The following is a 23613-nucleotide window of genomic DNA, read 5'->3' on the forward strand; positions in this document are numbered from 1 at the left end:
TGACCGTGATGACCAGGATCGTGAAGGCGCATACCCCATTGGGGGAAGAGCAGCTGAAGTTCCGTTCGATGCGCGGCAGCGAGGGTCTGTCGCAGCCGTTCGACTTCGATGTCGACCTGCTGAGTGCGGATGCGGCGCTCGACCTGAAGTCGGTGCTGGGCAAGCCTTTGTCGCTGGAGATCCAGACGGCGGTGGCGGGCGAGCCGCGCTTCCTGAACGGGCAGGTCGTTCGCTTCTCGATGGTGGGCCGCGAAGGCGGCACCTCGCGCCACACCGTGTACCGGGCGAGCGTGCGCCCGTGGCTGTGGTACCTCACGCGCTCGAGCGACAACAAGATCTTCCAGAACAAGAGCGTGGTGGACATCCTGGAAGAGGTGTTCGGCGACTACGGCTTCGCGTTCGAGAAGAAGTTGAGCGGCAGCTACCGCCAGTGGGAGTACTGCGTGCAGTACAACGAAAGCGACTTCGCGTTCGTGAGCCGGCTCATGGAGCTCGAAGGCATCTACTACTACTTCAAGCACGAGAAAGACCAGCACACGCTGGTGCTGGCCGACGACGCGGGTGCGCACGAGCCGATGCCCGGCTACGACACCATCGACTACTTCGCGGCCGACCGCGACATCAGCGAGGACATGGAAGTCATCCGCGACTGGCAGCCCGGCGAGGAGGTGCGCCCCGGCAGCTACACCGTGGACGACTTCAACTTCACCACGCCCAAGGGCGACCTGGTGAACATGCGCAGCCAACCCAGGCCGCACGACAACGCCGACTACGAGATCTACGAGTGGCTGGGCGACTACCCCACTGCCGGTGATGGCGAGCACTACGCGCGCGTTCGGCTCGAAGAGACGCAGGCCCTCGCGCAGCGCAGCGCGGGCCAGGCCACCGTGCGCGGCATGGCGCCGGGCTACAAGTTCACCATGCGCAATTCGCCGAGGTCGGACGACAACCAGGAGTACCTGGTGGTGGCCGTGTCGTACGCGCTGCGCGAAGGCGGCTATGCCACGGGCGCCGCGCCGGGCGAATACAACTTCGACTTCGTCGTGCAGCCCAGCTCGCTCGCATTCAGGGCACCGCGCCAGACGCCCGTGCCGCGCACCAGCGGACCGCAGACCGCGACGGTGGTGGGCCCCGAGGGCGAGGAGATCTGGACCGACCAGTACGGCCGGGTGAAGGTGCAGTTCCACTGGGACCGCTACGGCCAGCGCAACGAGAACAGCTCGCGCTTCGTGCGGGTGTCGCACATCTGGGCCGGGGAGCGCTTCGGCGGGGTGTTCACGCCGCGCATCGGGCAGGAGGTGGTGGTGGACTTCATCGGTGGGCGGGTGGACCGGCCGGTGATCGTGGGGCGCGTGTACAACGCCGACCAGATGCCGCCGTTCGCATTGCCGGGCGAGGCCACCAAGAGCGGGATCGTCACGCGGTCATCGAAAGGCGGCTCGCCCGCGAACGCGAACGCCTTCGTGTTCGAGGACAAGACGGGCGCCGAGCAGGTCCTGCTGCACGCGGAGCGCAACCTCGACGTGGAGGTGGAGGGCGACGAGACGCACACGACCGACAAGACGCGCACGACGCTGATCAAGGGGCACGAGTCGGCGACCTACGAGTCGGGCGAGGAGCGGCACATCACGGGCGGCGCGATCGAGACGATCGACGGCGGCGAGGAGCGCACGGTGACGGGCGGGGCGACGGAGACGGTGACGGGCGGGGAGGAACGCACGATCACGGGCGGTGCCACCGAGACGATCACGGGCGGGGAGACGCGCACGGTCACCGGCGGCCTGACCGAGACGGTCAACGGCGGAGTGATGCTGACGGTGAATGGAAGCAGCATCCGGCTCCTGAGCGGTTCGGATCTGCGCGTCACCAGCAGTGGACGCATCGAGACGGTCAATGCCATGGATCTCAAGCTGGTGAACGGGACCGACTGCACCACGGTCACCGGTCCGAAGATCGTGGTTGCGCCGCTGATCACCTATCACACGACGCAGCACATCGACACCACGAGCACCTACACGATCGACGCGACGGTCAGCATCACCAGATCTCCCCACACGATCCTCAACGTCGCCGATGAGACGTGGCTCAAATGCAATTTCCTGCGTTGGTCCAACCGGACCGTGCGGGGGATCGTTCTCGCGACTGATTTCTATGGCCTCAAGTTGCAGGCCTGCGCGATCAACACGCAAATCAACGGCTGGTTCACCAACAGGGCGACGAACTTCCTGCTCGATGCCCCGATCAAGTTCGAGACTTCGATGCGCAGTTCGAAGAAGAAGGGACTGAACATCGGCGTTTGCAAGCTGCACCTGTCGTGCGTCTACATGACGAAGAAGAAATGATCGTGCTGCATCGCGGCCGGCCCTACACATCCATCCATCAGGAGTTTCCGAGCCCATGGACCGCATCGTGAAGACCCATACTCCACTGGGCGAAGATCAACTGCTGCTGCGCTCGATGCATGGCATCGAGAGCCTTTCACAGCCTTACGAGTTCGAGCTCGAGTTGCTCAGCACGGACGTGGCGATCGATCCGAAGTCGCTTCTCGGAAAGCCGTTGTCGCTGGAGATCAAGACCGCAGCCGGAGAACCGCGCTTCCTGGATGGCCAAGTGGTGCGGTTTTCGAAGGTCGGCCGAGAAGGCGGGACTTCGCGATACACGATCTACAGCGCCGTATTGCGCCCCTGGCTTTGGTATCTATCGTTCTCGAGCGGCAGCAAGATCTTCCAGAACAAGTCGGTTGTGGACATCCTCGAAGAAGTGTTCGGCGCCTACGGCTTCGCGTTCGAGAAAAAGTTGAGCGGCAGCTACCGGCAGTGGGAGTACTGTGCGCAATACAACGAGAGCGACCTCGACTTCGTGAGCCGGCTGATGGAGCTGGAGGGCATCTACTACTACTTCAAGCACGAGAAGGGCCGCCATACGATGGTGCTGGCCGACGATGCGGGTGCCCACGAGCCGATGCCGGGCTACGAGACCATCGACTACTTCGCGGCCGACCGCGACATCACCGAGGACATGGAGGTCATCGACGATTGGCAGGTGACCGAGGAGATTCGCACGGGCAGCTACGCGGTGAACGACTTCAACTTCACCACGCCGAAGGGCGACCTCGGCAGCACGCGCAGCCAACCGCGCGCGCATGACAATGCCGGCTACGACATGTACGAGTGGATCGGAGAGTACGTCGACGCCGGACAGGCCGAGCACTATGCGCGCATACGGCTGGAAGAAGCGCAGTCGCTGGCCTCGCGCAGCACCGGCCATGCCACGGTGCGTGGCATGGCGCCGGGCGCCAGAATGACCATGCGCAACGCGCCGCGCGGCGACGACAACCGCGAGCACCTGATCGTGTCTGTCGCCTACGCCCTGCAAGAGGGCGGCTACGCCACCGGCAGCGCACCGGGCGTGTACGGCTTCGATTTCGTCGCGCAGCCCGCGGACAACCCCTACCGTGCACCGCGACTAACGCCGATGCCGCGCACCAGCGGACCGCAGACCGCGACGGTGGTGGGACCCGAGGGCGAAGAAATCTGGACCGACGAATACGGGCGGGTGAAGCTGCAGTTCCACTGGGACCGCGAAGGCCAGCGCAACGAGAACAGCTCGGCCTGGGTGCGCGTCTCGCAGGCCTGGGCGGGCGACGGCTACGGCACCGTGCACGTGCCGCGCATCGGGCAGGAAGTGGTGGTCGACTTCATCGCGGGCCGTGTCGACCGTCCCATCATCGTCGGCCGTGTCTACAACGCCGACCAGATGCCGCCGTTCGACCTGCCGGGCGAGGCCACCAAGAGCGGGATCGTCACGCGGTCATCGAAAGGCGGCTCGCCCGCGAACGCGAACGCCATCGTGTTCGAGGACAAGACGGGCGCCGAGCAGATCCTGCTGCATGCCGAGCGCAACCTCGACGTGGAGGTGGAGGGCGACGAGACGCACACGACCGACAAGACGCGCACGACGCTGATCAAGGGGCACGAGTCGGCGACCTACGAGTCGGGCGAGGAGCGGCACATCACGGGCGGCGCGATCGAGACGATCGACGGCGGCGAGGAGCGCACGGTGACGGGCGGGGCGACGGAGACGGTGACGGGCGGGGAGGAACGCACGATCACGGGTGGTGCCACCGAGACGATCACGGGCGGGGAGACGCGCACGGTCACCGGCGGCATCACCGAAACCATCAATGGCGAAGTGCTGGTGACAATCAACGGCAGCGTGCTGCGTCTGGTCAGCGGGGCGGACATCCGCATCACCGGTGCAGCCCGGGTGGAAGTGGTGAACGCGATCGACATGACGTTGGTGCAGGGAACCAAGCTCACCACTGTGACCGGGCCGAAAGTGATCTTCGCGCCAACCGTTCTTCATCTGTCCGGCAGTGACCATACGATCAATGTGCCAGGTACCCTCAAGATCAACGTGACCGGCGTCGATATCGAGAACACGCCGGTCAAGACCGTCAACTCGCTGGATGCCAAGTGGTGGCTCCACGCTGTCAAGGAAGGCATCGGCCACCAGGCGCTGTTCGTGGCGGCCTCGGCCGACTCCTACACGACCAAGATCCAGCTGGCGGTGCGCAACACGCTGCTGCAGAGGGGGGCGTTCGTGAACCTCTCAGCTGTCAACTGGGTGCAGGCAGTCAGCAGGCAGGAACTCGGCCACTACCATTTCTGGCTCGATCCGATATTGATCGTTGCTGGAGCGGCGCAGTTCGTCAAGAGCGCACTCGACGTCGAGAAATGAAGCCATCACAAGGGAATCGCAGCGGATGCAGATCATGAGATGGCTGGAAATAGCGGTCGCCATCGTCGGCGTCGCGGTCCTGGTGGTGTCCACGTTCGGCAGCTCGCGCGTCTTTCGCGCCGGCAGCGCGACCAAGGCGGCGCATGTCGCAGAGGAGGAAGAGTGGGAGGCGCTGCGCCACGACGGCTCGCGCGCGGTGGCCCAGATCCTTGCCCTGGCTCGGCCTGGCTTCCGCCTGGTGACCTGGCGCGGAGACTCGCCGAACATGGCGGCCGCGGAACTGCTGATCGCGTTCACGGATTCGGACGGCGAGAACCATCGCGTGACCCTGCGGACCTTCATCGACCAGGAACTGCTGGCCAACTTCTCGGGCGGCCGTCCGCTGCCCATCGTCTACGCCAAGAACCAGACGCTGCGCGTCGCGGTGGACCGTGACCGTACGCAGCTCGAGATTCCCTCCACGATCGACGCATGAAAATCATCAAACCGTTGCGTCTGGGCATGCTGACCCGGCCCTTCGCCAACGATGGACGCCACTGGCTGGCCGTGACCGCCATCGCGATGACCGATCGCCTCGGCAGCGATGCCCGGCTCATCCCGGAGCAGGAGTGCTGGAAGATCTTCGGCGAGGAGGTCGGCATCGACGGCGCGTTCGACCTGGGCATGCCCAAGCTGCACCCGGAATTCCTCGTCACGGGCGCGGCCTACACCCGCCAGCAGCAGGACAAGACGCAATGCGCGGTCCGTGTCCGCGTCGGCGGGCGGCAGAAGGACCTGCTGGTCTTCGGCGACCGTTTCTGGATCGATGGCAGGCCGAGCGCCCCGCAGCCCTACGAGTCGATGCGCATCGACTGCGGCCATGCCTTCGGCGGCCCGGGGTTTGCCGAGAACCCGGGTGGCATCGGGCATGCGCACGAGCAGGTTGGCGGTGTCCAGGCGCAGCGCCTTGCGAACATCGAGGATCCGCGCGCCCGCGTGCAGCGCCCCGACCAGACCGTGCAGCCTGCTGGGTTCGGGCCCGTCGAGGCCACGCGGCCGTCGCGCGCGGACCGGCTGGGCCGCCAGTACGACGAGCATTGGCAGAACCACCTCTATCCCGGCTACGCGAAGGACATGGACTGGGCCTTCTTCAATGCCGCGCCGCCGGACCAATGGTTCGGGCGCGACGACGGCGAACTCGCGGGCGCGGAGTTCGAACTCTGGAACCTGCATCCCGACCGCACGGTGCAGCATGGCCGGCTGCCCGACTGGCGCGCCCGTGCCATCGTCGTGCGCGGACCGATCAACAGCGTGAAGCTCGACGAAGGCACGCTGCACGACGTGCCGATGCGCCTGACCACCGCCTGGTTCTTTCCGCACCTGGAGCGCGTGGGTCTGATCTACCACGGCTTCGTGGAGGTCGAACAGGACGACGCGGCAGACGTCACGCACGCCATGATCGCCATGGAAGAGGCGGCCATGCCGCCACAAGGGCTCGATGCCTGGCGCGACCTGCTGGTGCTGCGCTGCGAGTCGGAAGACCGCGCGCTCTACGGCATGCGCGATGACCTGTTGCTGCCGGAGCCAATCATTGGAGCCTGGCCCGACCTCGATGCGGAGTTCGAGGAATCCCCGATGCGGCGCAACGTGCAGGCGCGCGTCGACCACGAGCGCGAGCGCATGAAGGTCTCGTTCAGGTCGTCGGGTCTCGGCTCAGCCGCTCAGGAGGAGCCGCCGGCCGTCGATCTCATGGAGAAGGTGCCTACCCTGCGCGAACTGCCGGCCTACATGGCGCAGCGCAAGGCGCTCATCGAGGAGCACCGCCAGAAGATCGAGGCGGCGCGCCGGGAGCTCGACGAGGCCGCGAAGGCGAACGCCGTGCATTCGCGCAAGGCGGGTTTCGACACTTCGAACCTGGTGCAACAGGCCGAATCGTCGACACAGAAGGGTCCGCCGACTGTGGACAGGTGGGCGCGCATCGAAAGCATCCTCGCCCAGTCCGATGGCCGCGGGTTCTCTCCGACGCCCGATCAGATCGCTCAGTTGCGCAAGGTTCATGACGATGCCGCGAGCCAATTGCTCGAGAACTATCGCCGTACGGCACAACACCAGGATGCGGCGGACAAGATGTCCGGAGAGCAGTCGGCCCAGACGCGCATGGAAGTCGAGCGTCGCATGGCCGGCGCGCGAGACCTCTCCGACATGGATCTCACGGGTGCGGATCTCACGGGCATGGACCTGCGCGGCGCATGCTGGCACCGCGCGATGCTGGAGTGCGCCGACCTCAGCGGCAGCAGGCTCGACGGCGGCGATCTGTCGGATGCGTTGCTCGCGCGCGCGCGCCTGGTGGGCACGTCGATGCGAGAAGCGAACCTCAAGGAAGCGAACCTGTCCCTGGCGCTGTGCGAGAACTCGGACTTCACCGGTGCGCGCTTCGAGTCCACCCAACTCGAAGGCATGGCCGCGCGTGGCTGCAGATTCGCCGACGCATTCTTCGATCTCCATGAGGCTGCGGGCGTGGTGTGGGAGAACTGCGGCTTCGAGCGTGCGCAACTGCGGAACTTGAGCTTCACCGAGGGCTCCCGTCTGAAAGGCCTGGATTTCGAGGGCGCCAGCTTCCACAAGGTGGATTGGATCGAATGCCAGGCGGGCGGGCTGCGCTTTTGCGGCGCAACGCTCGACACCTGCGACTGGACCGATACCGACTGCACCGAAGCGATGAACTTCTCCGATGCGCGCCTGATCGCGACCTGTTTCGTGGGATCGACCGATTTGCGCAAGGCCGACTTCCAGGGCGCGACGCTGGTCGAATGCAACCTGCAGTCGATCCGCCTCGACGAAGCCGACTTCCGCGATGCGAAGCTCGACAACACCGACTTCACCGATGCGTCCATGCGTGGCGCCCGGCTCGGCGGCGCGAACGCCGACGGCTCCGATTTTGTGCGCACGGACCTCACGGCCGCTTCGCTGGTCGATGCCAGCCTGATCGAGACCGACTTCAGCAAGGCCACTCTTGTGGCTACCGATTTCCACCGTGCCAACTTGTTCCAAGCCGACCTGTCCCAGTGCCTGATCGACGACACCACGCGCTTCGACGAGGCCTACACCGTCAACGTGATCACGGTGCCCCGGCGCAAGGCGCAAGAGGTCGCGCGATGACGCCGAAGGAGGTGCAGACCATGGTCAAGCGCGGGCAGGAAATCGTCGACCAGAATCTGGTTGGCATGGATTTCCGCGGCCTCGACCTCTCGGGCGGCATGTTCATCGAGAGCGACTTCACGGGCGCGGACATGTCGGGCGTGAATCTCAAGGGCAGTGCCTTTGCAACCTGTGGACTGAGCCGCGCCACGCTCGAGCGCGCCGTGCTGGATCGCTGCAACTTCCACGCCGTGAATGCATCCGGTACCTTGATGGCTGGTGCCACCATGCACGGCACGAGCTTCTACGACACGCGGCTCGCCGACGCCTGCTTCGACGGCGTCGAGGGCGATGTCATCGGCATTTCCAACTGCGACCTGGCCAGGACCTCGCTACGCGGGGTCAAGTCCGAGATGCTGGTTTTCTATGGAGCGCGGCTCGACCGCACGGATTTTTCCGGATCCATGCTCGACGGCGCCACCTTCTACCAGGCGGACCTGCGCACCGCAGTGTTCGAGCGCTGCAGCTTCGAGCGCTCGATCTTCTCGGAGTGCGATCTGTCGGGGCAGGTGTTCCGTGGCCAGGTGTTCAATCTTTGCCAGTTTCCCGATGCCAACCTGGCGGGCTGCGACTTCGACGAAGCGACGCTGCGCCAGTGCAACTTCAAGGGCGCGCAGATCGAGGGCGGTTCGTTCCGGCGTGCGGCGGCGGCACACAGCGTGTTCGTGGGCGCCAACCTGGGCGGCGTGGCCTTCAACGGCGGCCACTTCTTCCAGAGCGTCTGGGCCGATGCCCGCTTGGCCGGTGCGGACCTGTCCGGCGCGCATCTGGAACAATGTGTTTTCCACCGCGCGCAATGCGGTGGCGCGAGATTCCCGGAGGCGCGGCTCACCTATGCCGACTTTTCCTATGCCGATCTGCGCGATGCTGATTTCCGCGGTGCTACGCTGATGCGCACCAAGGTACACCGCGCGATGCTCGAAGGCACGCAATTCTCCGAGCGCGGTGGCTTGCTGCTCCAGGATGCCGCGTTGTATGAGGCCGAGGCCTATTCCGCGCGCAGGCCCAGCCATCGCGATCCACCCAGGCCTCGCAGCGAGCCGGGCACGACTGGACAGGCCGCAGAGAAGGATTCCCAGAGATGACGACGATCCGACGCACAGCTTCCGACCCGACACCCGCAGGCCGCGAAATGCGCTCCGCGGCCGCTGCGCCCAAGCCCGCGGGCGGCGGCGTGGTCAACGCACTGGGTACCGTGACGGCCATCCTGCCCGGAAGCATCCACAGCGTGGACTGCGACGGACGCACGCTGCGGTGCCTGCGCGCCGCCAGTTGCCTGCTGCGGCCGGAGATCGGCGACACCGTGCTCGTCAGCGGTCCCGACGAGCAGCGGCTGTACCTGACCGCGGTGGCCGAACAGGCCGATGCGGGCGTCGCCCACATCGAGGTGGCCGGCGATCTCACGCTGGCTTCGCAGCGCGGTGCGGTCAAACTGCAGGGCGCCACCGACCTGCACCTGAGCGGTCCGCGCGCTCTGCGCATGGACACCGCGCAATTGCACCTGAGCGCGCAGGCGGCCGAATGCCAGGTCGGCCACATGAGCTACCAGGGGGTGGAAGCACGCGCGACAGTGCTGAACATGCGCATCGTCGGCCGCGTCTACGAGGCCATCGTTGACCGCCTCGTGCACCTGAGCAAGTCGGCCTTTCGCATGACCGAAGGCGTGGACCAGCTGCACGCGGGCCAGATCGACTACCAGGCCAGCGAGATGGCGCGCGTGCATGGAAGAAACACCGTGGTCACGGCCAAGGATCTGATCAAGGCGGACGCCAAGCAGATCCACATGGGCTGAACCTGTCTGACATCGAAACTTCAATGAAGGAGCAGTGATATGTACTTTGGCGCCCAAGGTCCCAGCCTTGACATCGGGGGGCCGGACGTCTGCAAGACGCCGGCCGTTCCCATTCCCCACATCGACATCGGGCTGGGCCTGATGGCGATTCCCAACGTGCCGAACATCTTCTGGTCCGGCATGATGGCGCACAACAAGAAGACCAGGATCCCGCTCACCTTCGGCGACACGGCGGGGATCGGACTCGGTGTGCGTGTGCCCAGCGTCATGGGGCAGTCGAAGAGAGTCACTGGCTCGAACACCTTCCTGATCAAGGGCTCCCCGGCCGCGCGCGTGACGAGCTCCACCAAGCAGAACCGCGGCAACACCCCTGGCGTCCTGACGACGCCGCCGCAAACCAAGTGCGTCGATCTCTGCGCATGAAAGGCTGAGTCCGTCCGGCTCGAAACGGACGGGCGCGGCGGATTCCGGTCGCTCAGGGCCTGGCGGCGGGCGTCGCCGTCCCCGCCAGCGTCACCTGCTGCGGAAACCCCACCCACACCGCCAGCGCCGAGTAGTTGTCGCGCGATTCGTCGGCTTTAGCCTCGGCCGCGCGGCGCAGCAGCGCGAGCCACTCTTCCGCACTGTCGGCCAGTTGCAGCGAGCGTTCCATCACCTGCTGCGAAATGAGTTGCCACAGACCGTCCGTGCACAGCAGGAACGCGTCGCCGTCGGCAAGGCGCTGCGGCGTCGATACCGTGGTCTCTGCCGTGGCGCGCGCGCCGAGCGCGCGGTACAGCAGGTTGGTTTTCACCAGCCGCTCGCCGCCGTTGACACCGTTGTCCATGGCCGCTTCGCCCGAGCGCTCCGACAGGCTGTGGTCTTCGGTGCGCTGCATCAGCGCGCCGCGGCGGAACCAGTAGAGGCGGCTGTCGCCCACGTGGGCCCAGCAGGCCTGGCCGCTGGTGCGGTCCACGAACAGCGAGACGATGGTCGCGCTCATCCGGCTCTGGTCGGCCAGCTCCCGCTGCTTGGCGAGGATGGCGTCGTTGGCCGCCTTCACGGCCTGCAGGATGTCGTGCTGCGCCACCGAGGGGTTGTCGACGAAGGTGTTGAGCGCGGTATCGACCGCGATGCGCGCGGCCAGCTCGCCGCCCGCGTTGCCGCCCACGCCGTCGCTCACGACGAAGCAGGCGTTGTATTCGTCCAGGTGGTAGCCGATCGCGTCCTGGTTGCCGCTGCGCTCGCCCACACAGGAGAACTGCGAGGTCGAGATGGGAACCGCGAACGCGCGGGGAGTGGTCTCAAGCACGGCGCGCCTCCTTCAACCGTTCCATCTCCTTGTCGTAGGCCTGCTGGAAGGCCCGGCCGAAGACGGCCTGGAAGTCGTCCTCGACGGCCGCGGTGGTCTCTGCATGCAGCTTCTGCAGCTGGCGCCACAGGCGCGCCTCGCGGCCGCCGGGCAGCAGCTTCTCGCCGAGCCCGCCGTCGTGCGGCGTGGCGGTGTTCAATGCCGAAGGATCGAAGCGCTTGAGCACCGTGAGCAGCGCGGCGCGCATGCCGGCCACCATGCCGAGCTGGTGCGACTGCAGGTCGCCGAGCGCGTCGTGCACGGCCGCCTCGGGCGACAGGAAGCCGGGCATGCGCGCGCCGAACATCTGCATCAGCACGGCGCGGCCGTTGGGAAGGATCTTGAAGGGATTGTTCTCTTCGTCGACGATCATCGTGATCTCGGCCCGCACTTCGCGCTTGAGCATGGCGCGCGACGAGAGCAGCTCGATGGTGCCGTCGGTGAACGCGCGCATGAGCCGGCCGAGGCGCCGCATGGCTTCGGCGTCCAGCGGCTGCTGGCCGGCCACGTCGGGCACGCCGGCGCCTTCGAGGAAGGCCTTGAAGAGCTCGTCTGAAGAGGACGGTGCCGATGGCGGCGCTGCGACAGGAGCAGGCGGCGCGGCCACGGGCGAGGGCGCGGCAGCAGGCTTCGGTTGTTGCGGTGCGGGCGGCTCCGGCGGCGCGGCCTTCAGAGGCGGCGCAACATCTTCCACGCGCGCGGCCGCGACGGGCACCGGTGCTGGCGGCGGTGGTGATGGCGGTGGCGCCGACGATGGTGGCTCGGCCTGTGCGGATGCCTGCGGCTCGGCCGGCTTCATTGCCGGCGCATCGAAGGGCCGCGGGTCCGGCGGCCTGAATTGCGCCGTCAATTCACGCGCATGGTTCGAATGGCTGTAGCCCTGCGGGGCCGCCGTGGGCCTGGCCAGCAGATCGACGGCCGGATGCACGTCGCTGAGCGGATCTTCGTGGGTCAGCGCGGTGGGACGTGGATCGGACAGCGGCGAGGGCGCGTCGTTATCCGCGGCAAAGAAGGACAGCGGGTCCATGCCGCGCTTGAGCGCCACGTCGGACATGCCGTCTTCCGCTTGCGGATTCAGTTCGGCCAGCGGATCGACCGGGTTCCTGCGCGCCTGCGAGGGCAGCTCGAAGGGCTCGTGCGCCATCGGGTCGGGCATGGGCTCGGAGGCGCTCGCCTCGCGGCGCGGCGCATTCGCGAGGATGGCATCCCAATCGGCGGCGGAGGGAATCTGCGAGGTGCTGGTCTGCGTGCTTGCCGGTGACGAGGCTGGCGATGGCGATGGCGATGGCACCGGCGCGGCGGCGCGTGCTTCTGCGGGCGGCGGTGCCGGCACGGCCCGCGGCGGCATCGCCACGGTCACGGGCTGCGTATCGCCGATCGGCAGTGCGCCGGCGCCGAAGAGGTCCGAGAACACATCGGAGACGGGCGCCGCCGGCAGCAGCGAGTCCATCGGCGCCGGCGCCATGGTGCTGGCCGGCGGTGCGCTGCGCACAGGCGCGGCCGGCGGGGGAGCCGCCGCCATCAGCGGCGCAGCGGGCTCGATGGCCGCGGTGCGCTGCCCGCTCCCCGCCACCAGCACATAGCTTCCGATGGTCACGCGGTCGCCATCGGCGATCGGCGATTCCTGCTCGTGCTGCAGCGTGCGCTCGTTGACGCCGATGGGCAGTACCGCGCTCATGTTGCGCAGCACCGCCGCGCCACTGTCGTCGAAGCGCACCGTGGCCTGCAGGCGCGAGATCTGGCGCTGCTCGTCAGGCAGCACCAGGTGGTTGTCGGGGCTGCGCCCGATGGTTCCGCCGGGTGCCGCGAGCAAGGCCGAGGGGCCTGCGGTCACCGGCTTGCCGGCATGTTCGATCACCGTCCAACGCATATCAGACCTCCCGCTGGGCCGCCCCAAGGGCGGTCTGCGCCCCCTCGGGGGGCAGCGAATACACACAGTGATGAGCGTGGGGGCTCATGATCTCCATCTTCATGTCGAGCCGCGGCTCATCCCTTGCGGCGTTCAACGCTTCATTCGCTTGGCGGCCTCGAAGGCGGGGCCCCACACCGGGTGCTTGCGTTCGGCAACCGTGAGGTCGAAGTTGGGGAACGCATCGATGAGCTTGCGGAATTGCGTGCGGCATTCGGGCACCTGGTTGGCCACGCAATAGCTGAACGCCTCGAGCTTCATGGCATCGAGCCGCGTGGCCGGCTCCGCGGCCTCGAACACCGAGACGCCGCCGCTCTTGAGCGTGGTGATGGCCTTGGCGTAGTCGCCTTCGTCGTAGGCCTGTTGCGCGCGCTCGAGCGTGCTGCGCGCGACTTGCTGGCTCAGGCGTTCGGGTTGCGGCGGCTCGGGCGGTGGCGTGGTCGTGCAGCCAGCAAACAGAACCAGGGTGAACGCCAAAGCAGGCAGACGTGAATTCAATCTTCTCTCCTACCTTGCAAAAGGCAATGCTTGAGATAGTGTGCCGCTGTCATGCGACAGGCACGCGATGCGACGCGATTCGTGCGCACGACTTCGATAATATAGGCCGCGAACCACTAGGGAAGATCTCAATGCATCGACGAACCCTGCTTCAAGGCGCACTTGCAACCGCACCGTTGCTTGGTGGCCTCAGTGGATGCGCATCGACTGCGAAGTCATTGCCCACGCCCTACGCCGTGACGATCAAGATCGACGATGGCGTCAACCCCGACGGACGCGGCCAGCCGGCGCCGATTCTCGTCAAGGTCTTCGAACTGAAATCTTCCGGTAACTTCGAGACGGCAGACTACTTTGCACTACAGGACCGCGATCGCGAAACGCTTTTGACGGAACTCGTGAACGCCGACCAGGCCATCATGCGCAGCGGCGAAGAGCGTGTCTTCAAGCGCGAGGCAGGGCTCGACTCGCGTGCCATCGGCATCATCGCCGGCTACCGCAAGCTCGAGGCCGCGCGCTGGCGCATCGTGCTGCCGCTCAAGGAGCCGAAGCAAACCAATCTCTACAAGGTGTGGCAGTTTTCTCCGAGCGAGCAAACTGTGCGCATCGCGATCCGCAAGAGCGGCATCGAGTTACTACCAAGTCGTTAATTTCACGGCCTTGTAGTTAGAAAGTGCGAGAAATTCGCACGCGAAATGCGGTGCAAAACGTAAGAAGCGCCGTGTAGCATCAGAGAAAAAAACCGATTCAATCGGGAGGCCGTTAACGAGCACCTCCCGCTTCAGTGTGGGCACTCCCCAGGAGGTTCTTTGGTGACAGTTCGCAATCCGGGCGCAGGAAAACAGGGCGCCCTTCCGCAGGCGTTGGCGAATCGCGTGGTGTGGTCCGAAGGCATGTACCTGCGGCCGCAGCACTTCCAGCAACTGGAGCGCTATGTCGAGCAGTACGTCACGCGCCGCACCGCGGGCCTGCAAGGTGCCTATTGGGGATGGCTCAGCCTGGACATCGATCGCGATGCCCACGCGCTCGGCCGCGTGTCGCTGCTCGGCGGCGCGGGTGTGCTGCCCGACGGCACGCCGTTCTCGTTCGGCGCCGAAGATGCGCCGCTGCCCTACGAGGTGCCGAGCGACCTGACCGATGAACTCATCGTGCTTGCGCTGCCGCTGCGCCGCACCGGCAGCGAAGAGGTCATCTTCGCCGACGACGAGGGCTCGGCCGCGCGCTTCGGCGTGATCGAGCGCGAGGTGGCCGACGGCAATTCGGTGGCGCTCGGCCCGGCGGTGCTGCAGCTTGCGAAGCCGCGCCTGCGCCTTGCGCGCGCATCGTCGCTCACCGCGGAGTGGCAGGCCATCGGCGCGGTGCGCGTGATCGAGCGGCGCACCGACCACAAGCTGGTGATCGACGCCAACTACATTCCGCCGGTGCTCGATGCATCGGCGCACCCCATGCTGCGCAGCATGGTCGCCGAGCTGCACGGCCTGCTCACGCAGCGCTCCGAGGCGCTGGCCTCGCGGCTCTCGCAGCCCGGCCGCGGCGGCGTGAGCGAGGTCTCCGACTTTCTTTTGCTCGAGCTCGTCAACCGCTATCTCGCAACGACCTGGCATGCGCAGCATGCGGTGCAGGTGCACCCCGAGGAACTGTTCACCGACTGGTTCAAGCTGGCCTGCCATCTCGCCACGCACACCTCGCCCACGCGGCGCCCCGTGGTGTGGCCGAAGTACGACCACGACAATCTCAACGAGACCATCCGGCCGCTGATGGAAGAGCTGCGGCGCTCGCTCTCCGCGGTGCTCGAGCAGAGCGCCATCGCCATCGAGCTCGAAGAGCGCAGCCACGGCGTGCGCGTGGGCCGCATGCCCGATCCGGTGCTGGTGCGCAATGCGGGCTTCGTGCTCGCGGTGCATGCCAACCTGCCTGCCGATGCGATCCAGCAGCGCTTTCCGACGCAGGTCAAGATCGGTTCGGTGGAGCGCATCCGCGACCTCGTGCAGCTGCAGCTGCCGGGCGTCACGGTGCGGCCGCTGCCGGTGGCGCCGCGCCAGATTCCATACAACGCGGGCTACCACTATTTCGAACTCGACAAGAGTGGCGACATGTGGCGCCAGCTCGAAAAATCGGGCGGCGTTGCAATGCACCTGGCCGGCGACTTCCCAGGGCTGGCCATGGAGTTCTGGGCAATTCGTCCGTGAGGGACCCTATGAACGGTGTCAACGACATGGCGGTCGGTCCGGGAGGCTTCGTGCCACCCAACCCGGGCGGCGGCGCCAACAACGGCGGCAATGGCGATGCGCAAGGCATGCCACCCGCATCGCGCGGCGCGGGGCAGCAACAGCCCCAGTCATTCACCGCATGGCATGACGCGCGCCGTCCGCATGCGGGCGACACGGCACTGGCCGGCAACAACCCGCTCGTCGCGGCGGCCAACCCGCTGCTCGACCTGATCCCGCAGATCCGCGCCACCGGCCACCACGATGCGCCGGCGCAATTGCGCGAGCACCTGGTCGACGAGGTCAGGCGCTTCGAGACGCGTGCGCAGCAAAGCGGCATTGCGCCCGAGGTGATCATCGGCGCGCGCTACTGCCTGTGCACCGCGGTCGACGAAGCGGCCGCGCTCACGCCATGGGGTGGCAGCATCTGGTCGTCGCAGAGCCTGCTCGTGATGTTCCACAACGAGACCTGGGGCGGCGAGAAATTCTTCCAGCTGCTGTCGCGGCTGGTGCAGAACCCGCAGCAGCACCTGCAGCTGATCGAGCTCATCTACTTCTGCCTGGCGATGGGCTTCGAAGGGCGCTTCCGCGTCATCGACAACGGCCGCACGCAGCTCGAAACGCTCAAGCAGCGGCTGCTGCAGATCATTCGCCAGGCGCGCGGCGAGATTGCCGTGCCGCTGTCGCCGCACTGGCAGGACGCGAGCGCGCCGGTGCGCCGCACGCGCAACTGGGTGCCGCTGTGGGCCGTGGGCGCGGTGGCGGCGGTGCTGCTGGTGCTGGTGTTCGGCGTGCTCACCTTCAGCCTGGCCGGCCGTTCCGACGGGGCATTTGCTGCGGTCAATGCGGTGCGCCTGCCGCAGACGCAGCGGGCCGTGGCCGTTGCGCCGGCACCGCAGCCGCGGCTGCAGCGCTTTCTCGAACCCGAGATCCGCGACGGCCTGCTGACGGTGCGCGACGAGGCCGACCGCAGCGTGGTGGTGCTGCGCGGCGACGGCCTGTTCGCGTCGGGCTCCGACCGCGTGCTCGACCGCTATGCGCCCGTGCTCGCGCGCGTGGCCGATGCGCTCAACTCGGTGGAGGGCAACGTGCTCATCAGCGGCTTCAGCGACGACCAGCCGATCCGCAGCGTGCGATTTCCGTCCAACTGGCAGCTCTCGCAGGCGCGTGCCGATGCGGTCAAGAAGATGGTCGCCGCGCGCGTCACGCGGCCCGAGCGCCTGCGCGCCGAAGGCCGCGGCGATGCCGATCCGCTGGTGCCCAACGATTCGCCGGCCAACCGTGCGCGCAATCGGCGGGTCGAAGTGACGCTGCTGGTGGCGCCCGTGGCCGCAGGTGCTGCTGCAGCCGCCGCGCCGCAGGGAGGAACCCGCTGATGCTGCGCGCGATTTTCCGTTTTCTCGTGAGCCGCGACCTGTGGGTCTTTCTCGGCTTGCTGGCCGTTGCGTTCCTGATCTGGATCATCGGCCCCGTCATCGCGGTGGGCCGCTACCGGCCGTTCGAAAGCGAGTTCGTGCGCATCGTGGTGATCGCGCTGATGTTCGCGATCTGGATCGCGCGCGTGCTCTACCGCAAGTGGCGCGAGCGGCGCCTCAATGCGCAGCTGCTCAACCAGCTGCGCACGCCCTCGCCCAAGGAGAAGGCCGCCAAGCCCGAGGATGCGCCCGAGATCAAGGAGCTGCAAAGCGGCTTCACCGACGCCACATCCATCCTGAAGAACATGCGCTTCGGCGCGGGCGCCGATGGCAAGCCCGCGGGGCGCTTCGCGGTGTTCGACCGCCAGTACCTGTACCAGCTGCCGTGGTACATCTTCATCGGCGCGCCGGGCTCGGGCAAGACCACCGCGCTGGTCAACTCCGACCTCGACTTTCCGCTGGCCGACCAGCTCGGCAAGGCCGCGGTGCGCGGCATCGGCGGCACGCGCAACTGCGACTGGTGGTTCACCAACGAGGCGGTGCTGATCGACACCGCCGGGCGCTACACCACGCACGAAAGCAACCGCGAAACCGACGAGGGCGAGTGGAAGGGCTTCCTCGACCTGCTCAAGAAGTTCAGGCCGCGCCAGCCGATCAACGGCGCCATCCTCACCATCAGCATTGCCGACCTGCCGCTGGCCGACGATGCGCAGCGCGCGCGCCACGCCATGGCGCTGCGCAAGCGGCTGCTCGAACTGCGCAACGGCCTGGGCATCAATTTTCCGGTGTACGTGCTGGTCACCAAGACCGACCTGCTGGCCGGCTTCAACGAGTATTTCGGCTCGCTGGGCCGGGCCGAGCGCTCGCAGGTCTGGGGCTTCACCTTCCCGATCGACGCCAACCCCGCGGACCCGGCCAAGGCCGACCTGCGCGAGCGCTTCCACCAGGAATACAAGCTGCTGCACCAGCGCCTGGACGAGCGCCTGCCGGAGCTGCTGGCGGCCGAGCCCGACCAGCTGCGCCGCGCGCAGGCCTACCTGCTGCCGCAGCAGTTCGCGAGCTTCGAGGACATCCTCGGCACCTTCCTGGCCGACGTGTTCAACCCTTCGAAGTTCGAAGTGGCACCCATGCTGCGCGGCGTGTACTTCACCAGCGGCACGCAGGAGGGCACGGCCTTCGACCGCGTGATGGGCGCGATCAAGCGCTACCTGCAGGTCAACGCGCCGCCCGCGCCGCCGCCGGGCCCGGGCAAGAGCTACTTCCTGAAGGAGCTGCTGCAGCAGGTGATCTTCCGCGACGCGGGCGTGGCCGGCACCAACCTGCGCTGGTACCGGCGCAAGCGCGCCATCGACCTCGCGGGCTACGGCCTCATCGGCGTGCTGCTGGTGGTGGTGCTGGGCGCCTGCGTGAACAGCTGGCGCAACAACCGCGACTACGTGGCCGAGGTCGACAACAACGCCAAGGCCTTCAACAAGGCCGCGGCGCGCGGCGAGCTGCCGACGGTGGTCGATTCCAACAGCGACATCGCCAGCTCGCTGCCGGTGCTCGACCGCCTGCGCGACCTGCCCAAGTCGAGCCAGTTCGACATCGGCGATCCGCCCGTGGGCTACCGCTTCGGCCTCTACCAGGGCGAGAAGCTGCAGGCCGCGACCGACGGCGTCTACCAGCGGGCGCTCGAAAGCGTGCTGCTCCCGCAGGCCGCGCAGCGCGTGGAGCAGGCGCTGCGCGAGGCCTCCAGGACCGATGCCGAATACAGCTACGAGGCGCTCAAGGCCTACCTCATGCTGTACGACGCCGAACGCTACGACGCCGACTTTCTCCAGGCCTGGCTGCTCACCGACGTGGACCGCAAGATCGGCGCCGGCCTCACGCGCGAGCAGCGCACCAACCTCGAGTCGCACCTGCAGGCGCTGTTCGCCGAGCGCGTCGTGACCTCGCCCTTCGCCAAGGACGACCGGCTCGTCACCGAAACGCGCAACCGCCTGGCCGGCGTGCCGCTGGCGCAGCGCTCCTATGCGCGGCTGCGGCGCATCCTGCTGCAGACCAGCCCGCCCAACGCCTTCAGCATTGCGGAGGCGGCGGGGGCCGAGTCGGCGCTGGTGATCAAGCGCGCGAGCGGCAAGCCGCTCACCGACGGCATCCCGACGCTGTTCACCTACCGCGGCTACTGGGACATCTTCGACAAGCGCATGGCCGAGACCACGCTCGCGCTCGAACAGGAAGACCGCTGGGTGCTGCAGATCCGCGCGCCGGGCATGGCCGACATCACCTCGCGCGAGCTGCTGCTGCGCGAGGTGCGCCGGCTCTATCTCACCGACTACATCCGCATCTGGGACGACTACCTGGCCGACGTCCGGCTGGCCGACAGCCGCTCGCTGCTGCAGAGCATCCAGATGACGCGCGTGCTCTCGACCAGCGAGTCGCCGATGTCGCGCCTCATCCGCGGCGCGGCACGCGAGACCGACCTGCTGCGCAACCACGACGAGGCCACGCGCAGCCTGCTCGACCAGGCGCAGAACCGCGTGGCCAGCACGCGCGAGCGCATCGAGCAGCTCATCGGGCAGCCCGACGGCAGCCAGCGCCGCAACACCGTGCCGGACCGCCCCGAATCGCTGGTGGACAACCACTTCGCGCCGCTTCGCCGCATGGTCACCGCGCCCAAGGCCGGCGGCCAGGCGCCGATCGACGCGACCGCCGCGCTCATCAACGAGCTCTACACCTTCCTCACCGCCACCGACACGGCATTGCGCAGCGGCAACATCCCGCCCTCGAGCGATGCGGTCACCAAGGTGCAGGCCGAGGCGGGCCGCCTGCCGGTGCCGTTCCAGGGCATGCTGAACGATCTCTCGGCCACCGCGTCGTCCAAGGCGGCGGCGGTGACGCGGCAGAACATCGGGCAGAACGCGGCCGCCACCATCGGCCAGTTCTGCAGCCAGGCCATTGCGGGGCGCTATCCGTTCTCGCGCGGCTCGAACCGCGACGTGGCCGCGGGCGACTTCGCGCAGCTGTTCGCGCCGGGCGGCATGATGGACGACTTCTTCCAGAAGAACCTGGCCTCGCAGGTCGACACCTCCGTCAACCCGTGGGCCTTCAAGAAGGGCGTGGACGGCAGCTCGCCGGGGCGCTCGGCGTACCTCGATTCGTTCCAGAAGGCGCAGGCGATCCGCGACGTGTTCTTCTCGGGCATGGCGGGCGGGCGCACGCCCTCGTTCACCATCGACATCCGGCCCGAGGACATGGACGCCGCCATCAGCCAGTTCACGCTCGACATCGACGGCCAGACGGTGCGCTACGCGCACGGGCCGCAGGCGCCCAGCACCGTCAAGTGGCCCGGCCCGCGCAACAGCAACCAGGTGCGGCTGCAGGTGACGACCGCCAGCGGCACGCCGGCCGGCGGCATCGTCACCGAAGGGCCATGGGCGCTGCACCGGCTGTTCGACAAGGCTTCGATCTCGTCGGGCAGCGCACCCGAATCGTTCAACGCGACCTTCGACCTGCAGGGCAGGAAGGTGGTGCTGGCGGTGACGGCGAACAGCGTCTACAACCCGCTGCGCCTGAACCAGATGAACGGCTTTTCATGCCCGGGGAAGTCCTGAGATGAACAGCGGCATTCCTTCGCCGCGGGTGTGGGTGCCCGACGACGAGCAGATCGGCTGGTACGGCAAGCTGCCAGCGGCCGGCGACTTTCTCTATCGCCGCGTGCCGCGCGAGCTCCAGGCCTGGTGGGACCGCTGGATGCAGAACGGCCTGGGCACCTTCAAGCGCTGGCCCGACGCCATGACGCGGCACTACGTGGTGGCGCCGGTCTGGAACTTTGCGATTCCGGCCACGCAGGGCGTGGACGCGGTGCAGTTCGGCTGCCTGGCGCCCAGCTGCGACCGCGTGGGGCGCTACTACCCCGTGTGCGTGACGCTGCAGGTGGCCGCATCGAGCTACCGGCCCTCCATGCTCGAGGGCTCCGCCGCCTGGTACTGGCAATGCGGCACCGCGCTGCTGCAGGCGATCCGCCACAGCGTGGCGCCCGACCAGTTCGACCGCCAGGTGCTGGCCGCGGCCCACGGCGGCTTCCAGACCGCGAGCGGCGGCTCGGACGACATCCTTTCGATCCTCGGGCCCGCGGCTGGCGGCGCCGGCGCCACAGGCGCGCAGCAGCGCCTCGGCTGGCCCGAGCTGCCGCTGTGCTTCGATGCCTTTGGAAGCACCAGCTACTGGTGGACCAACCAGGCGGACGGCTCGCCGTTGCGCACCGCCGCCCACGGCGGTGGCCTCAACACGCCGTTGTTTTCGAAGTTGTTTTCACAGGGGCATGTGCCATGGGCATGAACGACCAGACCCCCGCCGCGGGAGGAGATGCATGACGACCAACGCCAGCAATAACAACAGCAGCAGCACCAGCATGCAGGCCGATCCGCAGGAGCGCCCCCATCCGCTGGACGCGGGCCACCGGCTGGACGAATTCGAGCTGCTCGAGGTCATTGGCGAAGGCGGCTTCGGCATCGTCTACCGGGCCTACGACCACTCGCTGCAGCGCGAGGTGGCCATCAAGGAATACATGCCCTCGATGCTCGCGCGCCGCGTGGGCGACGACAGCGTGCACGTGCGTTCCGACCGTCTCACGGCCACCTTCCAGGCGGGCCTGCGCAGCTTCATCAACGAGGCGCGCACGCTCGCGCAGTTCAGCCATCCGGCGCTGGTACGGGTGCACCGCTTCTGGGAGGCCAACAGCACCGCCTACATGGCGATCCAGCTCTACCGCGGCCGCACGCTGCGCCGCCTGGCCGAGGAAGAGCCGAAGAAGATCTCCGAGGCCTGGCTGCTGAGCATGCTCGGCCCGCTGCTCGGCGCGCTCGAAACCTTGCATCGCAGCCAGTGCTTCCACCGCGACATCGCGCCCGACAACATCTTCATCCAGCAGGACGACCTGCCGGTGCTGCTGGACTTTGGCGCGGCGCGCAAGTCGATCGCCGACCTGGTGGACGAAGTGGCGGTGATGGTGAAGTCGGGCTATTCGCCGATCGAGCAGTACGCCGACGACAACACGCTGCTGCAAGGCGCGTGGACAGACCTCTACGCGCTGGGCGCCGTGCTGTACCGCGCCGTCACCGGCCACCCGCCGCCATCGGCCGTGGTGCGCAGCGTGCAGGACGCCTACGTGCCGCTGTCGTCGCTGGGCCGCAGCGACCTGAGCCCGGCCTTCTGCGCGGCCGTCGACCACACGCTGGCCGTGCATAGCAAGGACCGCACGCAGACCGTGGCCGCATTCGCGGCCGAACTGGGGCTTGCCAAGCTGGGCGACACCTACGTGAGCGGGCTGGCGGCGCCGACGGCCGTTGTTGCGCCGCCTGCTTCAAAGGCCGCGCCGGTCGTGGCGCCGGTGCCGCAGCAAGCGCCAGCTGCTCCGGCGCCCCAGGCATCGACGCCGGCGGCCGCGGCAGCAACTGCATCGCAAGCCGCCGCATCGGCCAGTGCTGCGCGAACTGAAATCGTCGAGCCGGAACCCGCCAAGCCCAAACCTCAACCGGGGCCCAAGGCCGCGCCGGCCCCGGCACCTGCGCCCAAGCCCGCCGCGCCGCGCGAGGCTGCAGCAGCGCCGGCACGCACGCCATCGGTGGCCGCCGGCAAGCAGCCGTCGCCGTCCGCAGCCAGGAAATCGTCGATGCCGCGCTGGGGCCTGGTTGGCGTGCTGCTGGTGGCGCTGGTGGGCGTGGGCACCTGGATCGGCATTCACCTGACTTCGGGCCGGCAGGAAACATCGACCGCCATGGTGCCGGTGCCCCCGCCTTCAGGGCCGATGTCCGCCACCGCGCCGCCGCCCGCCGCCATGCCGCCGGGTGAAAGCGCCCCCGGCGGCTCATCATCATCGGCGCCCGCGGGCGAGAACGTGGCGGCAGCGCCCGGCACGCCGCCTCCCGCGGCGGCCGCCAGCGCACCGGCCGGCCCGTTGACGCCGCTGACCAACGTGCCGGTCGGCGCGGCGCCGGCGCCTGCACCGGCCACACCCGACCCCGCAGCCACGCCGCCGGGCGCGACGCCGACGCCCGTGCCGCCGCCGGAGGCCGCCCTAGCCACCGCCGAAGCCGAGGACTGGAACCTGGCCCAGGCCGAGAACACGCGCGAAGGCTACGAGGCCTACCTGCGCCGCTATCGGCGCGGCCCGCATGCGCGCGATGCCCGCAACGCCATCGCCGAGCTGAACCGGCTCGCGCAGGCCATGCCCGCGGCACCGGGTGCGGCGCCAACGAATCCGGTACCCACCGTGATTGCCGGCGGCACTGCACCGCCGCCCGCGCCGCCGGCCGCTCCGCCCGGCATGGGACGCGTGGTGCTCAACATCCGTCCCTGGGGCCAGGTCTTCGTCGACGGCGCCGAGCGCGGCGTGAGCCCGCCGCTCAAATCGCTGTCGCTGCGTCCGGGCATCTACAACATCGAAGTGCGCAACGGCGACCTCGATGTCTACCGCCAGCGCGTGACGGTGCAGGACAGCAAGTCGGCGCCTGTGGTGAGCCACGAGTTCAAGTAGGCGCTACTCCGAACCCTGGCGCCGGGGT

16 protein-coding genes are annotated in these 23613 nt (G+C 67.7%); 13 read left to right on the forward strand and 3 right to left on the reverse strand.

Going from position 1 to position 23613, the window contains the following annotated elements:
• The first annotated feature begins 8 nt into the window (after positions 1–8).
• Genes RZE77_RS01070 through RZE77_RS01100 form a run of 7 tightly spaced genes read left to right on the forward strand, consistent with a single transcriptional unit; the run spans position 9 to position 10132 of the window.
• Positions 9–2342 (forward strand): type VI secretion system Vgr family protein, encoded by a 2334-nt coding sequence (locus RZE77_RS01070; RefSeq protein ID WP_319440309.1) that lies wholly within the window; start codon positions 9–11, stop codon positions 2340–2342.
• Between the two features lie 55 nt (positions 2343–2397).
• Positions 2398–4740, forward strand: coding sequence for a type VI secretion system Vgr family protein (locus RZE77_RS01075; RefSeq protein WP_319440310.1), 2343 nt, complete (start codon positions 2398–2400; stop codon positions 4738–4740).
• A 34-nt stretch (positions 4741–4774) separates the two neighbouring features.
• Positions 4775–5215 (forward strand): hypothetical protein, encoded by a 441-nt coding sequence (locus RZE77_RS01080; RefSeq protein WP_319440311.1) that lies wholly within the window; start codon positions 4775–4777, stop codon positions 5213–5215.
• Positions 5212–7878 carry a DUF2169 domain-containing protein gene (locus RZE77_RS01085; protein WP_319440312.1) on the forward strand — a complete coding sequence of 889 codons (2667 nt, stop codon included), beginning with the start codon at positions 5212–5214 and terminating at the stop codon, positions 7876–7878. Before RZE77_RS01080 ends, RZE77_RS01085 begins: the two co-directional genes overlap by 4 nt.
• Before the next feature lie 20 nt (positions 7879–7898).
• The gene (locus RZE77_RS01090; RefSeq protein ID WP_319440313.1) at positions 7899–9002 is read left to right on the forward strand and encodes a pentapeptide repeat-containing protein; all 1104 of its coding nucleotides are present in this window, start codon (positions 7899–7901) and stop codon (positions 9000–9002) included.
• Positions 8999–9709, forward strand: coding sequence for a DUF3540 domain-containing protein (locus tag RZE77_RS01095; protein ID WP_319440314.1), 711 nt, complete (start codon positions 8999–9001; stop codon positions 9707–9709). Before RZE77_RS01090 ends, RZE77_RS01095 begins: the two co-directional genes overlap by 4 nt.
• A gap of 39 nt (positions 9710–9748) precedes the next feature.
• The gene (locus RZE77_RS01100) at positions 9749–10132 is read left to right on the forward strand and encodes a DUF4150 domain-containing protein (RefSeq protein WP_319440315.1); all 384 of its coding nucleotides are present in this window, start codon (positions 9749–9751) and stop codon (positions 10130–10132) included.
• A 52-nt stretch (positions 10133–10184) separates the two neighbouring features.
• Here RZE77_RS01100 and RZE77_RS01105 read toward each other — a convergent pair whose 3' ends face one another.
• From RZE77_RS01105 to RZE77_RS01115, 3 genes are all read right to left on the reverse strand, one after another.
• Complete coding sequence (locus tag RZE77_RS01105; protein ID WP_319440316.1) at positions 10185–11000, reverse strand: PP2C family protein-serine/threonine phosphatase; 816 nt, start codon at positions 10998–11000, stop codon at positions 10185–10187.
• Entirely contained in the window at positions 10993–12909 is a 1917-nt protein-coding gene (tagH, locus tag RZE77_RS01110; RefSeq protein WP_319440317.1) for a type VI secretion system-associated FHA domain protein TagH, read from the reverse strand. Before tagH ends, RZE77_RS01105 begins: the two co-directional genes overlap by 8 nt.
• A 132-nt stretch (positions 12910–13041) precedes the next feature.
• Positions 13042–13446 carry a TssQ family T6SS-associated lipoprotein gene (locus RZE77_RS01115; RefSeq protein ID WP_319428516.1) on the reverse strand — a complete coding sequence of 135 codons (405 nt, stop codon included), beginning with the start codon at positions 13444–13446 and terminating at the stop codon, positions 13042–13044.
• Positions 13447–13577: 131 nt separating this feature from the next.
• Between RZE77_RS01115 and tssJ the strand changes: the two genes are divergently transcribed.
• From tssJ to RZE77_RS01145, 6 genes are all read left to right on the forward strand, one after another.
• Positions 13578–14093, forward strand: coding sequence for a type VI secretion system lipoprotein TssJ (tssJ, locus tag RZE77_RS01120; RefSeq protein ID WP_319440318.1), 516 nt, complete (start codon positions 13578–13580; stop codon positions 14091–14093).
• A 159-nt stretch (positions 14094–14252) separates the two neighbouring features.
• A complete protein-coding gene (gene tssK / locus RZE77_RS01125) occupies positions 14253–15632 on the forward strand; it encodes a type VI secretion system baseplate subunit TssK (RefSeq protein WP_319440319.1) in 1380 nt (459 codons plus the stop codon).
• An 8-nt stretch (positions 15633–15640) separates the two neighbouring features.
• Positions 15641–17026, forward strand: a complete 1386-nt coding sequence (locus tag RZE77_RS01130) for a DotU family type VI secretion system protein (RefSeq protein ID WP_319440320.1) — start codon at positions 15641–15643, stop codon at positions 17024–17026.
• A complete protein-coding gene (tssM, locus tag RZE77_RS01135) occupies positions 17026–20661 on the forward strand; it encodes a type VI secretion system membrane subunit TssM (RefSeq protein ID WP_319440321.1) in 3636 nt (1211 codons plus the stop codon). The genes RZE77_RS01130 and tssM overlap by 1 nt, the downstream gene beginning before the upstream one ends.
• A 1-nt stretch (position 20662) precedes the next feature.
• Positions 20663–21388 (forward strand): type VI secretion system-associated protein TagF, encoded by a 726-nt coding sequence (gene tagF / locus RZE77_RS01140; RefSeq protein ID WP_012745379.1) that lies wholly within the window; start codon positions 20663–20665, stop codon positions 21386–21388.
• Positions 21389–21419: 31 nt separating this feature from the next.
• A complete protein-coding gene (locus tag RZE77_RS01145; RefSeq protein ID WP_319440322.1) occupies positions 21420–23585 on the forward strand; it encodes a serine/threonine-protein kinase in 2166 nt (721 codons plus the stop codon).
• The last annotated feature ends 28 nt before the right edge of the window (positions 23586–23613 follow it).

The sequence above is a fragment of the Variovorax sp. SPNA7 genome (assembly GCF_033807855.1).
Taxonomy (GTDB): Bacteria; Pseudomonadota; Gammaproteobacteria; order Burkholderiales; family Burkholderiaceae_C; genus Variovorax; species Variovorax beijingensis.

Excerpts from the sequence above, each read along its gene's own strand:
- RZE77_RS01100 (WP_319440315.1), top strand. The coding sequence starts at position 9,749 with ATGTACTTTGGCGCCCAAGGTCCCAGCCTTGACATCGGGGGGCCGGAC.
- tagH (WP_319440317.1), bottom strand. The coding sequence starts at position 12,909 with ATGCGTTGGACGGTGATCGAACATGCCGGCAAGCCGGTGACCGCAGGC.
- RZE77_RS01085 (WP_319440312.1), top strand. The coding sequence starts at position 5,212 with ATGAAAATCATCAAACCGTTGCGTCTGGGCATGCTGACCCGGCCCTTC.
- RZE77_RS01090 (WP_319440313.1), top strand. The coding sequence starts at position 7,899 with ATGGTCAAGCGCGGGCAGGAAATCGTCGACCAGAATCTGGTTGGCATG.
- RZE77_RS01080 (WP_319440311.1), top strand. The coding sequence starts at position 4,775 with ATGAGATGGCTGGAAATAGCGGTCGCCATCGTCGGCGTCGCGGTCCTG.
- RZE77_RS01145 (WP_319440322.1), top strand. The coding sequence starts at position 21,420 with ATGACGACCAACGCCAGCAATAACAACAGCAGCAGCACCAGCATGCAG.
- RZE77_RS01075 (WP_319440310.1), top strand. The coding sequence starts at position 2,398 with ATGGACCGCATCGTGAAGACCCATACTCCACTGGGCGAAGATCAACTG.
- tssJ (WP_319440318.1), top strand. The coding sequence starts at position 13,578 with ATGCATCGACGAACCCTGCTTCAAGGCGCACTTGCAACCGCACCGTTG.
- RZE77_RS01070 (WP_319440309.1), top strand. The coding sequence starts at position 9 with ATGACCAGGATCGTGAAGGCGCATACCCCATTGGGGGAAGAGCAGCTG.
- tagF (WP_012745379.1), top strand. The coding sequence starts at position 20,663 with ATGAACAGCGGCATTCCTTCGCCGCGGGTGTGGGTGCCCGACGACGAG.
- RZE77_RS01130 (WP_319440320.1), top strand. The coding sequence starts at position 15,641 with ATGAACGGTGTCAACGACATGGCGGTCGGTCCGGGAGGCTTCGTGCCA.
- RZE77_RS01095 (WP_319440314.1), top strand. The coding sequence starts at position 8,999 with ATGACGACGATCCGACGCACAGCTTCCGACCCGACACCCGCAGGCCGC.
- tssM (WP_319440321.1), top strand. The coding sequence starts at position 17,026 with ATGCTGCGCGCGATTTTCCGTTTTCTCGTGAGCCGCGACCTGTGGGTC.